The sequence below is a fragment of the Arcobacter acticola genome, assembly GCF_013177675.1.
In the GTDB taxonomy this organism is placed as follows: domain Bacteria; phylum Campylobacterota; class Campylobacteria; order Campylobacterales; family Arcobacteraceae; genus Aliarcobacter; species Aliarcobacter acticola.
This window is the reverse complement of sequence record NZ_CP042652.1, coordinates 1,789,176-1,802,103: the sequence shown is the minus strand read 5'-3', so window position 1 is coordinate 1,802,103 and position 12,928 is coordinate 1,789,176. Positions and strand designations below refer to the sequence as shown.

Annotated in this window: 15 protein-coding genes; 9 read left to right on the top strand and 6 right to left on the bottom strand. The window is 26.5% G+C overall.

Features of this window, described 5'->3' with window-relative positions; all coding sequences use genetic code 11:
- Nucleotides 1–7: 7 nt before the first annotated feature.
- From AACT_RS09295 to AACT_RS09255, 9 genes are all read left to right on the top strand, one after another.
- The gene (locus tag AACT_RS09295; RefSeq protein ID WP_172126539.1) at nt 8–655 is read left to right on the top strand and encodes a MarC family protein; all 648 of its coding nucleotides are present in this window, start codon (nt 8–10) and stop codon (nt 653–655) included.
- A gap of 64 nt (nt 656–719) precedes the next feature.
- Entirely contained in the window at nt 720–1,130 is a 411-nt protein-coding gene (locus AACT_RS09290) for a TerB family tellurite resistance protein (RefSeq protein ID WP_172126538.1), read from the top strand.
- Nucleotides 1,131–1,183: 53 nt separating this feature from the next.
- Complete coding sequence (locus AACT_RS09285) at nt 1,184–1,384, top strand: hypothetical protein (protein WP_172126537.1); 201 nt, start codon at nt 1,184–1,186, stop codon at nt 1,382–1,384.
- Nucleotides 1,377–1,586 (top strand): hypothetical protein, encoded by a 210-nt coding sequence (locus AACT_RS09280; protein ID WP_172123754.1) that lies wholly within the window; start codon nt 1,377–1,379, stop codon nt 1,584–1,586. Before AACT_RS09285 ends, AACT_RS09280 begins: the two co-directional genes overlap by 8 nt.
- Nucleotides 1,549–2,019, top strand: a complete 471-nt coding sequence (locus AACT_RS09275) for a hypothetical protein (RefSeq protein WP_228720468.1) — start codon at nt 1,549–1,551, stop codon at nt 2,017–2,019. Before AACT_RS09280 ends, AACT_RS09275 begins: the two co-directional genes overlap by 38 nt.
- On the top strand, nt 2,020–3,867 hold the full coding sequence (locus tag AACT_RS09270; protein ID WP_172126536.1) for a primosomal protein N': 1,848 nt from the start codon (nt 2,020–2,022) through the stop codon (nt 3,865–3,867). It abuts the gene before it with no gap.
- 82 nt (nt 3,868–3,949) lie between these two features.
- Nucleotides 3,950–5,137, top strand: coding sequence for a tetrahydrodipicolinate N-succinyltransferase N-terminal domain-containing protein (locus AACT_RS09265; RefSeq protein WP_172126535.1), 1,188 nt, complete (start codon nt 3,950–3,952; stop codon nt 5,135–5,137).
- Between the two features lie 133 nt (nt 5,138–5,270).
- Nucleotides 5,271–5,642: a SpoIIAA family protein gene (locus tag AACT_RS09260; RefSeq protein ID WP_172126534.1), complete on the top strand. Its 372-nt coding sequence runs from the start codon at nt 5,271–5,273 to the stop codon at nt 5,640–5,642.
- A gap of 146 nt (nt 5,643–5,788) precedes the next feature.
- Nucleotides 5,789–7,618, top strand: coding sequence for an ABC-F family ATP-binding cassette domain-containing protein (locus AACT_RS09255; protein ID WP_172126533.1), 1,830 nt, complete (start codon nt 5,789–5,791; stop codon nt 7,616–7,618).
- On the opposite strand, the gene AACT_RS09250 is transcribed toward AACT_RS09255, so the two are convergent.
- The 6 genes from AACT_RS09250 to trmB all read right to left on the bottom strand — a co-directional run bounded on the left by AACT_RS09250 (nt 7,615) and on the right by trmB (nt 12,924).
- Complete coding sequence (locus tag AACT_RS09250; protein ID WP_172126532.1) at nt 7,615–8,424, bottom strand: DUF234 domain-containing protein; 810 nt, start codon at nt 8,422–8,424, stop codon at nt 7,615–7,617. The genes AACT_RS09255 and AACT_RS09250 overlap by 4 nt on opposite strands.
- Nucleotides 8,425–8,502: 78 nt before the next feature.
- Nucleotides 8,503–8,955: a YaiI/YqxD family protein gene (locus tag AACT_RS09245; protein ID WP_172126531.1), complete on the bottom strand. Its 453-nt coding sequence runs from the start codon at nt 8,953–8,955 to the stop codon at nt 8,503–8,505.
- The gene (locus AACT_RS09240; protein WP_172126530.1) at nt 8,955–10,274 is read right to left on the bottom strand and encodes a murein hydrolase activator EnvC family protein; all 1,320 of its coding nucleotides are present in this window, start codon (nt 10,272–10,274) and stop codon (nt 8,955–8,957) included. The genes AACT_RS09245 and AACT_RS09240 overlap by 1 nt, the downstream gene beginning before the upstream one ends.
- Nucleotides 10,267–11,085: a cell division protein FtsX gene (locus AACT_RS09235; RefSeq protein ID WP_172126529.1), complete on the bottom strand. Its 819-nt coding sequence runs from the start codon at nt 11,083–11,085 to the stop codon at nt 10,267–10,269. The genes AACT_RS09240 and AACT_RS09235 overlap by 8 nt, the downstream gene beginning before the upstream one ends.
- A complete protein-coding gene (locus AACT_RS09230; RefSeq protein WP_172126528.1) occupies nt 11,072–11,734 on the bottom strand; it encodes a cell division ATP-binding protein FtsE in 663 nt (220 codons plus the stop codon). The genes AACT_RS09235 and AACT_RS09230 overlap by 14 nt, the downstream gene beginning before the upstream one ends.
- Nucleotides 11,731–12,924, bottom strand: coding sequence for a tRNA (guanosine(46)-N7)-methyltransferase TrmB (trmB, locus tag AACT_RS09225; protein ID WP_172126527.1), 1,194 nt, complete (start codon nt 12,922–12,924; stop codon nt 11,731–11,733). Before trmB ends, AACT_RS09230 begins: the two co-directional genes overlap by 4 nt.
- Nucleotides 12,925–12,928 lie beyond the last annotated feature (4 nt).

Below are 12,928 nucleotides of genomic sequence, written 5' to 3'. Positions count from 1 at the left end.
TTGTAAGTTGCTAGATTTCTCTGATTATATTCAAATATCAATAGGTTTAATGTCAATATTTTCACCCTTTGTTGCCATTCCTATTTTTGTTTCTTTAACATCACATAGTAGTCCAAGTGAAAAAAGAGAAACAGCAAGAACAGCTTCTATTGCTGCTTGTATTGCTGGATTAGTTTCTATTTGGATTGGGCAATATATTTTATTGATTTTTGGAATTTCTATTTCTTCTTTTAAAATTGCAGGTGGAATTTTGTTACTATTGATGTCTATAAACATGATAAATGCAAAAACCCCAAAAGCGAAAAATACAAAAAGTGAATTAAAAGAAGCACAGAAAAAAAGTATAAATGTAAAAGAAATTGCAGTAGTTCCTTTGGCTATTCCTTTAATAGCAGGTCCTGGTGCAATATCAACTATTATCATATTTTCTCAAAAATCTGATACTTTATTTCATCTTATAATGATGAGTATAATTATAATTGCAATCTCTTCTTATATTTACTTGACTTTAAAAATGGCAAGTTATATTTCAAAAAGACTTGGAATTACTGGATTAAATATAATCTCAAGAATTATGGGATTATTATTAGCTTCAATATCTATAGAATTTATTATTTCAGGTTTATTAACAGTATTTCCTTTTTTAGGTAGATAGCTGTTTATTCCTTGTTAACCTAGTTCTATTATAATTACAAAATATACAAATAGGAATAATCATAATGTTATTAATGAAATTACAATCAAAAGAGAAGTTTTCTTTTTTACAATTAGCTCATTATCTTGCTCGGGTGGATAGTAAATATGGGCCAAGAGAAGAAGAAATATTGCTTGAATATTGCACTGAAATGGGTATTGAAAATTTAGACTCTTTTGATAGTGAAAATTTTAGTTTAGATGGTATTTTAAAAGATTTTAAATCAGAGCAAAGTAAAAGAATAGTTATACTTGAATTAATGATTTTAATTCATATTGATCACACTTTTCATTTAAATGAGCAAAAGCTAATGCAACAGATTTCACAAAATTTTGGAATTAATCTTGAAGACGTAAATGATTATTCTCAATGGGGAAAATCAGTTGCAATGTTGTATGAAGTAGCGAAAATCTTTATAAATGAGAAAAAAATATAATTATCACTATAATTTATGTTCGAAACCTAGGAAATTTTGGATAAAATCTTTTTATGGAAATAATAGAAACATTAAATAATAAAATTGATAAATTAATTCATGATTATGAAAAATTAAAATTGGAAAATCAAGCATTAACTCAAGAATTAAATAGAGTTAAAAATGATAATGATGAATTAATTAGAAATAATCAAGATATGTTTTTAAGAATCGATAGTACATTAACATTGATAAAGGCGCAAAAGGGTGAATAAAGAAGTTACATTTCATATAAACAATATGGCCTATACTATTACTGTTGATGAAAAAATACATAAAGAGCTAAGTAAATACTTGGATTTAGGTAAAAACAATGATACTAGAGATTTATTAGCAGCTTATATAAGATTGTCTCAAGAATATAATACTTTTCAAAAAAATGTTGAAGATATTACAAATAAATTATCAAGGTTTTAATATAAAGGCCTTTTCTCTTTTAGAAATTATAATTGCAATTATCTTAATTGTACTTATAACTTCTTTTGCTCTTCCTAAATACAATGCAATAATTGATAGTTCAAACTTATCTCTTTTGAAATCAGATTTATCTTTAATTCAAAGTGGAATTGAACAAAAAAAAACAATAAATACCCTTTTATCAAATGGTGATAAAATAGAAAATTTAGATTATAGTGCTATTGATAAAATTAATGAAAAATTATTTACAAAAGTTATAGAGTTTTCTATAACTTCTACAGATACAAAAGAAAAAAAACTAGGAAAGTGGAGCAAAATTTCAGATAACTCTTACGAATTTTATCTTTCATCTTCTAAATCTATTTTATTTTTATATGAAAATGAAAAAATGCTTTGTAAAAGTGAAGAAGATATATGTAAGGAGATCAGATAATTGTTTTATTATGAATTAGCATTATTAAAATCCCCATTAAATAATCTTACTTATAAAAGTGAAGAAGAAATAACTATAGGTGCAAAAGTTTTGGTAAAACTACAAAATAGAAAAGTTTTAAATGAAGCTGTAATTATAAAGCAAGTAGAAGAGCCAAGTTTTAAATGTACTAATATTTCTGAAATCTCAAATAATTATTATGATGAAATTATGATGCAAACGGCACATTTTGTATCTCAATATTATGTATGCTCTTTAGGTGAGGCTTTAAGTGTATATCATCCATTTTCAAAATCAATAGAAAAACAAAATGATGAAATAAAGTTTGATAGTAAAATTCTTTTATCAAACTCTCAAGAAAAAGCAAAAGTTTTTTTAAAAGAAAAAAAGCAAGCTTTATTATTTGCAGATACAGGAGCAGGGAAAACAGAGGTTTATATCAAAATAATTGAAGAGCATTTAAATGATAATAAACAAGCAATTTTACTAATGCCTGAGATTTCTCTAACTCCACAAATGCAAAAAAGATTAGAAAAAGTATTTAATAAAAGCGTAGCAATTTGGCACTCTAAAATTACAGCAAAGAAAAAAACTGAAATATTAAAAGGTTTACAAGAAGGAAGTATAAAACTAATTGCAGGAGCTAGATCTGCTTTATTTCTACCATATTCAAACCTTGGGGTAATTGTTGTTGATGAAGAGCATGATGAGTCTTATAAGAGTGATTCAAAACCTAGATTTCATACAAAAGATTTATGTATTTATATTGCAAAAAAATTTAATATTCAACTTGTTTTAGGAAGTGCAACTGTTAGTGCTAGTTCTTTTCATAAAATACCATTTTTCAGACTAAATGAAACATTTCATACTACAAAAAAAACTTATAGTTTTGATGATAGTAATGGTAATTTATCAGGAAAAATTATAAATAAAATTGAAAACACAATAAATGGTGGAAATCAAGTAATTGTGTTTTTACCAACACGAGCAAATTTTAAATATCAAATTTGTACATCTTGTGGAAAATCAGTTGAGTGCCCTTATTGTTCTGTTTCTATGAGTTTACATAAAAATGATTTAGCATTAAAGTGCCATTATTGTGGTTATGCTCAACAAATTCCTGATTCTTGTCCTTCTTGTCATAGTGGAATAATACATAATTTGCGAGTGGGAACTGCACAAATAGAAGAAGAATTAAAAGAAATTTTTCCAGAAAAAATTATAAAAAGATTTGATAGGGATAAAATAAAAACTAATAATCAATTAAAAACTATTTTAAATGAGTTTAATAAAGGTGAAATCGATATTTTAGTTGGAACACAAATGCTTTCAAAAGGGCACGATTATCATAATGTTCGTCTTGCAGTTGTTCTGGGAATTGATTCGGTTTTAAATATGAACTCTTATAAATCAAGAGAAAAAGCTTTATCTTTGCTAATTCAGATTTCAGGACGAAGCGGAAGAAAAGGTGAGGGTGAAGTTATAATTCAAACAAAAAATGAAGAGTTTTTTAATCATTATTTAAATGAATCAAATTATCAAGAGTTTTTAGAATCTGAACTTGAATTTAGACAAGAGCTTTATCCTCCATTTCTAAAAATGGCAAAAGTTACATTTTCCCATGCAAACGGTCTTAAAATAAAAGATGAAATGGATTCTTATGTTAGTTATTTTAAAGAGAATAAAAACATAGAAGTTGTGGGATTTGGACAAAGCCCTATTTTTAAAATGGCAAATAAATTTAGATATGAAATAATTCTTAGAAGCTCAAATGTAAAGGCTCTATTAACAGCTTTACATTCTGTTAATACTACAAATGCTTCAATTGATATGGATACTATTTATTAATAAATTTATAATTTTTTCTTATAAATTAACCTAATATTAGTCTTCTTTGTTGTACAATACACAAAAAATAATAGGAGAAATAATGGCTTATACAAAAGATGAATTTAAACAATTAATAGATGATATTCAATCACAATCTTGGTACAGAAATCCAATTGGATTTGGTATTGCAAAAGTAGATAGAGGACAAATTAATAAAGATAAAATACTACAAGCTACTTTCCCTTTAATAAATTGGAATGAAAACTTTGGAAGTGCAGCAGTATTTTTAAATGCTTTAAAAGTAGCAGGAGAGAATGTAGATACTACAAAATCTGAATTAGTATTTAAAATTTCTGATGAGTTTTTAACTTCTTGTATAGAAGCTTTTAGACCATTTATTCCAGAAGCAAAAGGTGATGCACATAAAAATGTTCAAGTTATTTCAACATTAGCTTCACTTCCAATAGATTCAGGACTTACAGCCGATGATTATAGAGTTGTATTTATTTTTGAAGATGCTGCTCCTGAAACTACAGAAGCTGTATATTTAAAACTTTATGCACTTTCTACTGGAAAAGCAGCATTAAGAAGTCTTAATCTAACAGGTGCATTTGGTAAATTACACAACTGTGCATGGATTGGAAATCAACCAGTGGAACTTGACTGGTTAAGAGCAAATGAAATTGTTTTAAAATTATCAGGAAAATATCCAAATATTGATGCTGTTGATAAATTCCCAAGATTCTTACAACATGTAATTCCTGCTGATAATACAAGAATTTTAGAAACTTCAAAAGTTAGAATGGGAGCACAATTAGCAGCAGGAACAACTGTAATGCCAGGTGCTGCTTATATTAACTTCAATGCAGGAACTTTAGGTTCAGTAATGGTTGAAGGAAGAATCTCTTCATCTGCTGTTGTTGGTGCTGGATCTGATGTTGGCGGTGGAGCTTCAATTCTTGGAGTTTTATCAGGAACTGATGGAGTTCCTGTTTCTATTGGAGAAAATACATTATTAGGTGCAAATTCTTGTACTGGAACTGCTATTGGTGATGGTTGTATTTTAGATGCAGGTGTTACAATCTTACCTGGTACTAAAATTGCTTTATCTGAAAAAGCAGTTGCTGCATTAAAAGAGATTAATCCTGGTAAAGAAATTACAACAGTAATGAAAGGTAGCGATTTCCAAGGAGTAAATGGAGTTCACTTTAGAGTTAATTCTTCTACTGGTCAAACAATTGCTATGAGAAGTACTAGAGAAATTAAATTAAACGCTGATTTACATTAATTTTTTAAAAACTTTATAGATATAAAAGGGTAAGAGCTTAAATGTTCTTACCCTTTTTTTATTTTTATGATGAAAATAAATTTTTTAAATAGTATAATTAAAATATAAAATATAATATTTTAAAGGATAATTAATGATGCAAGTACATTTAAATGAAAAAGAATATATAGCAATATTAAAACCAAACGGTAGATTAAGTGAGAGTGATTTTAATTCTGCAAGGGATATTATAGATCCTTTTATTGAAAATCATGAAAAATTGAATGGTATAATAATTTATGTTGAAACATTCCCCGGATGGGATTCTTTTGGTGCATTAATTAGTCATTTAAAATTTATAAATGCTCACCATAAAAAAGTATCTAAAGTAGCTATAGTTACAAATAGTATAATAGGTGAATTTGCTCAAGATTTAGGAAAACATTTTATTGCAGCTGAAATTAAACATTTTGAATTTACTGATTTAGAAAAAGCTAAAAAATGGATAACAAGTTCTAAAAAATAATTAATATTATCCATATAAAAGGTGTCTAAATTTAATATTTGTGAATTAAGACACTTAATTAATAAATTCTCTCTAATCAACATATAACCACATATATCGTATACTTCCAAATCAAAAAAATATAAAACACATAATAAAAGAGAAACATGATAGAACTTTCAAATGTATCAAAAAGCTATGGGCCAAATGAGCTTTTTAGTGAACTAAATTTAAGACTAAATTCTGGTAATAAAATAGGTTTAGTAGGGCGAAATGGTAGTGGTAAATCAACACTTTTCAAGTTAATTCTTAATGAAGAACAAGCCGATGGTGGTGATGTAATGATTCCAAAGAATTATAAAATTGGAGCATTAAAACAATATTTTGATTTTACAGAAAAAACATTGGTAGATGAAACTGCACTTGCACTTGCTGAAGATGATAAATTTAGTATTTACAAGGTTGAAAAAATATTATTTGGTCTTGGATTTTCACAAGAAGATTTAGAAAAAGCACCAAAATCTTTTTCAGGTGGTTACCAAATTAGAATTAACCTTGCAAAACTTCTATTAACAGAACCAAATATGCTACTTTTAGATGAGCCTACAAACTATTTGGATATTTTATCTATTAGATGGTTAAAAGCTTTCTTAAAAACTTTTGAAGGTGAAGTAATTTTAATTACCCACGATAGAGAGTTTATGGATAGTGTTTGTACACATACTATGGGAATTATTAGAAGAAATGCATATATGATTGCAGGTGGAACTGAGAAGTTTTATGAGCAATTAGCAAGTAATGAAGAGCACCATGAAAAACAAAAAATAGCTCAAGATAAGAAAATAAAAGAACTTGAAGATTTTATTGCAAAAAATAAAGCTAGAGCATCAACAGCAGCTTTAGCACAATCTAAAGTAAAAATTTTAGAAAAAATGGATGTTTTAGAAGATATTGGTTATGACTCGACTTTAAAATTTGACTTTAATTATAAAGATACACCTGCAAAATTTTTAGTTGAAGTAAAAGATGTAAGCTTTGGATACTCAAAAGATAATATTTTATTTAAAAATATTTCATTTGCTCTTCAAAAAGGTGAAACTCTTGGAATCATAGGAAAAAATGGTAAAGGAAAATCAACTTTACTAAATGTAATTGCAAACGAATTAAAAGCCTTAAGTGGAACTATTGACTATCATGGAAGTACAGTTTTTGGACACTTTGGACAAACAAATATTTCTCACTTAAATCTAAACAGTACAATTATGGATGAAATACATTCAACAAATACAAAATTACCAGAAGCTGTAATTAGAAGTATTTGTGGTTTAATGATGTTTAGTGGAGATAATGCTAAGAAGAAAATTTCTTTATTATCAGGGGGAGAAAAATCTAGGGTAATGCTTGGTAAAATAATTGCAAAAGATGTAAACTTATTATTCCTAGATGAGCCTACAAATCACCTTGATATGGATTCAATTGCAGCTTTAACAAAAGCTATTAAAGCATTTGAGGGTTCAAGTATCATCGTAACACATAGTGAAGAGTTATTAAGAGAAGTTTGTGATAGATTGATTATATTCGCAAATGATGAAGCAATCTATTTTGATGGAACTTATGATGAGTTTTTAGAAAAAATTGGTTGGGATGATGATGTTGTTGAAGTGAAAAAAGTAAAAAATGTAAAAGTAAATAAAAAAGAGAGTAAAAAATTAAGAGCTGCTATTGTTGCTGAGAAAAGTAAAGCAACAGGACCTCTTAAAAAAGAGGTTGAGAAGTTAGAAAAAGAGATTGAAAAATTAGAAGAACTTTTAGATCATGACCAAAATGAATTAACAAAAGCTACAAATAAAGGTGATAATAATTCATCTATTGAACTTTTAAAGAATATTAATAAATATGAAAAAGATATTGAAACTAAATTTTCAGCACTTGAAGTGTCTCAAACAAAACTTGATGAGATGAACGCTGAATTTGAAAAAAGAATGAATGAGGTTTAAGCTAATAATAGCTTAAAACTCTTTGTTGTAAATAGTCTTAGAGTTTCACTTTTTTGTGATTTTAACTCATTTGAAAACCCGTTTTTACTAAATAAAACTAGAATATCAGGATTTAAATCTATTGAAGTAGAATCATCTTTTAGTTTATTTAGTTCATTTTTCTTTAACTTTGAAGTAATGTATTTACAATTTCCTGCAATTATCTTTCCTGAAATTGTTTTTGCAACTAAATCAATTTCATATTTATCATCCCAATATCTACCAAACTGTTTAATTGGGTCATCTGTAAATGTATCTCTTAAACATTCCATAGCTAATTCTTCAAAAACAAAGTTTCCAAATTCAGCTTCTTTATTTTCATATAATTCAAAAAATTCTTTGTAATTTTTTTCTTTTATTCCTTTATATATAGGAGAAACAAAAGCAAACCAAAATCTTAAGAATGGTGCTGTAAAAAGAAGTTTTTTTGCAATTTTATCATCACCTCTTTTTTTTGCTAGGTGATGTTGTGAAGATTCTATTTCGATAATTCCTCTATCGATTATTTTTTCTATACATCTACTACCTTCTTCAAAGCTTACAAAAGCTCTTTTAAAAGATGTAGTTGTTCTTCTATCCCCTTGGGCAATTCCTGTTAGAATGGCTTGATCTACTTTGTATCCACCACATATTGTTGTGATTTCATATTTAAGATCAGTATAGTCATCTAAAATATGCTTTTCAATTAATTCTAAAAGAGGTTTTGTTGTATCTATTTTTATATCTAATCCACCAAATACTATAAAGTATTTAACAGCTACTTCCATATCTTGAATATTGTTTTCTTTGCAAAAAATTCTAAATTGATTTTTTGTTGATTGATCTATTAGTATAATGGGAAATCCTTATTTTTTATTATATTTTTGCAAAAAGTTATTTAAAGAATTTGCAAATTGTTGAGCATCTTTTTGATTAAAAGCAGGTGGGCCTTTAGTAATCTCTCCGCTATCTCGTATCTCTTGCATTAGATTTCTAATTGCAAGATATTGTTTTATATTATCTTCTGTGTACATTGCGCCTCTATGATCAATTGCGTGGCCATTTTTATTAATTGTTCTATCTGCAAGTGGTATATCCGCTGTGATTACTAAATCATTTTCACTTAGCATTTCAACTATTTTATTATCAGCTTCATCTGCACCAAGATCTACAATTATATATTCTATATGATTAGAAGCACCTATATTTATTTTTTTATTTGCAATGACAATTGTATCTATTTTTTGTTTTTCAATAGCTCTTAATATTATAGGTTTTAAGAGATTTGGAAATGCATCACCATCTATGAATATTTTCATTATATTTTAAATAAGTCTTTTGGGTCTATATGAGATGAATCTTTTGTTGCTTGAAACATTAAGCTATCATCAACACGTCCTACAACATAACCCTGTTTAATCCATTTCCCAACAACTAGAGTAGGAGATATCTCATCTAAATGAGAGTAAATAGTATGAAGACCATCTTCATGCTGAATAATAACAACATTTTCAAGCATTCCTGCATTTTTCTTAGCATAAACTACTTTTCCATTTAAAACAGCAACAACTTTTGCTTTTGGTTCATCGCTTTTTAAAACAATAGATTCATTAAAAAGTTTTATTTTATAAACTGGATCATAATATGTTCCAAAATTTTTAACAACCTTAAATGATTTTAGAGGTGCAATTGTAGATGTTCCTCTATATTTAACAATTTTTATACCATCAGTTGAAGAACCAATCTTTCTAACATCTAAATTTAGATTTTTTGCATATCTTTGATTTCTAACTTCAGCTGTTTGAATCTCATCATTTGGTGCTTCTTCTTGTGCTTCTTCTCTTATGGTTTTTTTAGCATCAGCTTTCTTTTTGGCTAAAAGTTTTTCTAACTTTTCTTTTCGCTCTTCTTCAGCTTTTTTATTTTCTTCTTCTTTTAAAATATTTAATTCTGCAAGAAGATTTTTTAAAGAGTCTTGTTGTTTTGCAACTTTACTTAACTCTTCTTGATATGATTTATGCTGTTCTTCTAAATTTTCAAGTGAGCTAGAATGCTTTTGTTTTAAGCTTGTTAATTTCTCTTTTGTTTTTTGTCTATCTTCTATATAAGAAGCAATTTTTTCTATATCTTTTTGATTACTCTTTGTATTTGTTGATAGGAGATTATAGTTGTTATTTAGTTTTAATACTTTATCTTTTGAGTGTTGAGATAAAAGAGTATATATTTCACTATCAATTAATTCTTGTAAGCTATTTTCAGAAGCGAGTTTTAAAGCAATTGATATGGAGAACTCTTCGATTATAGTATTAACTATTTGTTCTTCGTTAGATGTTTTTTCTTTTATTAGATCAGTTGATTTAGATTTTAATTCATCTAATTTTTGTTTTGAATCTTCAAGTAGTTTTTGATGCTCATCTATATCTTGATTAACTTGTTTAATATCTTTCTCAAGATTTATAATATTTGAATTTTGTGATTCTATTTTATCTGCTAATTCTTTTATTTTTAAAGATGTTGTTTCTTCTTTTTTTGCACTGGAATCAAGAATTTGTTTATTCTTTTGAATTTTTTTATCGATATTAGTAGCCGAAAAAAGTAGATTCGTACTTAAAAACAACAAGAAAAATATTTTAGTCATTATTGATCTTATACTTTAATAAAACACCAAATATTGTAAATATAGATATACAAAATGATAATAAAAATATTTTCATTAATTCTAAAGTAAGATTTATTTCTATATCCATAATATCATGTAACTCTAAAGGAAATAATACGGTCATATTATGTGATACATAATATAAAAATGCAGCAGATATTAAAAATGCCAATAGTGAACTTAATAATGCATAATTTAAAATAGATGATGCACTATAGAGTATTGAAGCACCATGTAATCTTAAAATAGCTATTTTTACACTATGTTCATGGAACCACAGTTTTATTTGTTTAGCAATAATTATAATTGCGAACAAAGTTATGATACAAAATAATATAAATGATACACTATTAAGTAATAGTAGTAATAAATATGTTTGGTTATGATTTTTATAGAATACTTCAACTTTTCTAATATTTTTATTTTGCAATAAAGTTTCTTTTATTTCTTCTAATTCACTACTTGTAGGAAATATTTCCAAGTATATTTGATAAAAATTTGGAAGTTTTTCTTTTAATAATTCTATTGAATTATCAGATAAACTAGATTTTATACTTGTTATAATTTTATCATTTGGCAAAACTTGTATTTTCTCTACTTTTATTCCTGCTAATTCACTAATTGAGTCTTTTTCTAAAGGTGTGTTTGTAACTATTACAATTGAGTAGTCTCTAGAAATTTTAGATTTGTAATTTTCAACTACATTATTTATTAATAAAAATATCGAAAATGTAATTAACATTGAAAGTAATGGAATTAAAAAAGCAAATAAATTTTTAAGAAACTTCATAAATGATTCCATCCTCAATAGATAACTGTCTAAATTTTATTCCAAGATTTTTTGGAACTCTGTGTGTTACTACAACAATTGTAATACCCAATTGTTCATTAGCACCTTTTAATAAGTTCCATACAACTTCAGCTGAAAAATCATCTAGATTTCCTGTTGGTTCATCTGCAATGATTATTTTCGGATTATGTGCAAGTGCACGTGCAACTGCAACTCTTTGTTGCTCTCCACCACTTAGTTCATTTGGATAATATCCTGCTCTATGTGATAATCTTACATGTGCTAACAATTTATTAGCTTGATCCTTTGACACTTCATCTGAGTATCCATTTATTTTAAGTGGTATCATAATGTTTTCTTCAATAGTATATTCATTTATTAGTTTATAATCTTGAAATATAATACCTATGTCTTTTCTTAAAACTCTTAGTTTTTTACCTTTTATACCAAAAACTTCTTGATTTTCAATTTTCAAACTTCCATGTTTTAAAGGGATGTCTCCATAAAAAGATTTTAAAAGTGTAGATTTACCACTTCCTGAATTTCCTCCAATAAAGATAAACTCTTTTGGTTTAATAGTAAAATTACCTTTTTTTATAATATATTTATTATCATCATATGAAAGATAAATATTCTTAGCTTCTATCATTTACTTAAAATCTCTTTTAGTTTTTTATGTGCATCAATATTTGCACTTGTAGGGAGTGGGTTACCTTGATAATAAGAGATTTTTCCTTCATTTACATATAAATATTTTGTAACAGGTCTATCAAAATTTCCCATTGTTAATTTTATAAGTCCTGAATTCTTAATATCTTCAATAACATAAAGTTCTTCCACATGAATAAAAAAATTCTTTTCTATAATAGATTTTGTTGGAATATCTTTTAATATATTTTCAAAGTTAACTTCAAAATCAAATGAAAAATCAAAATCTAAATTAATATTTGCATCTTCGTTAAAAGCTTCTAAAACAACATCATAGATATTTTTACCTTGTTTCTTCCATCTATCTTCGTATTTACTTGACACTGCCAAGTCTTTATTTATATCGATAGTTATTCTTCCTTTTGGAAGGTTTGTTAAAACTTCTGTACAAAAATCAAAATATTTTCTACTATCAGTTCTAAGCTCTAATGTTCCAGAAATTTTAAGAACTCTTAATGCTTCATTTACAAATTCATTTGAGTAAATTCTTCTATGAGGTTTTTTATCCCAGGGTACAGGGAAATGTACAAATATCTTTCCAACTTTATTTGATTCTATAAACTCCATAAAAAGTCTTGCATCATAATTTACAACTAAAACATTTGTTATATTTTGAAGTTCAAGTTGTTTTAATAGCTGTTCTATTGATGGATAGTGAATTTCAAGACCCACAAATTGGATATTAGGATTTACTTTAGCTTGGTGTAAAAGATGTCTTCCACTTCCAAATCCAATCTCTATTTGTATCTCTTTTTCAGTATTAAACTCATCAACAAAATAGTTAATATCTTTTAAATATTCACTTTTTGATTCATCTTTTAGTTTTAAATTATGTGTATTTGAAAATAATACATTTGCATTGTTTAAGCTAACATAAGCATTCAAAGCATTTTTTACAAGAGTAACAGGAGATAACCTTGTTACTTTATCTGCTTTAATCATAAAATTTTCATCTTTTGGTTTTAATGATAATAAAAATTCTTTTCCTTGATTTTTTAATGCAATTCTATATTCAGTTTTTCTTGTTTTTTGAGTAAAGTTATAAGATTTTGCAATAAACTCAAAATCTACTCCATCTTTTTGTGATGGAGTAGTTATTAATTCTTTTCTTTCAAATACTATATGTGGCATTTAT

Bases quoted from the DNA above. Each gene is read 5' to 3' on its own strand.
- AACT_RS09290 (WP_172126538.1), top strand. From the start codon at position 720: ATGTTATTAATGAAATTACAATCAAAAGAGAAGTTTTCTTTTTTACAA.
- AACT_RS09285 (WP_172126537.1), top strand. From the start codon at position 1,184: ATGGAAATAATAGAAACATTAAATAATAAAATTGATAAATTAATTCAT.
- AACT_RS09275 (WP_228720468.1), top strand. From the start codon at position 1,549: ATGTTGAAGATATTACAAATAAATTATCAAGGTTTTAATATAAAGGCC.
- AACT_RS09265 (WP_172126535.1), top strand. From the start codon at position 3,950: ATGGCTTATACAAAAGATGAATTTAAACAATTAATAGATGATATTCAA.
- AACT_RS09260 (WP_172126534.1), top strand. From the start codon at position 5,271: ATGATGCAAGTACATTTAAATGAAAAAGAATATATAGCAATATTAAAA.
- AACT_RS09255 (WP_172126533.1), top strand. From the start codon at position 5,789: ATGATAGAACTTTCAAATGTATCAAAAAGCTATGGGCCAAATGAGCTT.
- AACT_RS09250 (WP_172126532.1), bottom strand. From the start codon at position 8,424: ATGGAAGTAGCTGTTAAATACTTTATAGTATTTGGTGGATTAGATATA.
- AACT_RS09245 (WP_172126531.1), bottom strand. From the start codon at position 8,955: ATGAAAATATTCATAGATGGTGATGCATTTCCAAATCTCTTAAAACCT.
- AACT_RS09240 (WP_172126530.1), bottom strand. From the start codon at position 10,274: ATGACTAAAATATTTTTCTTGTTGTTTTTAAGTACGAATCTACTTTTT.
- AACT_RS09235 (WP_172126529.1), bottom strand. From the start codon at position 11,085: ATGAAGTTTCTTAAAAATTTATTTGCTTTTTTAATTCCATTACTTTCA.
- AACT_RS09230 (WP_172126528.1), bottom strand. From the start codon at position 11,734: ATGATAGAAGCTAAGAATATTTATCTTTCATATGATGATAATAAATAT.
- trmB (WP_172126527.1), bottom strand. From the start codon at position 12,924: ATGCCACATATAGTATTTGAAAGAAAAGAATTAATAACTACTCCATCA.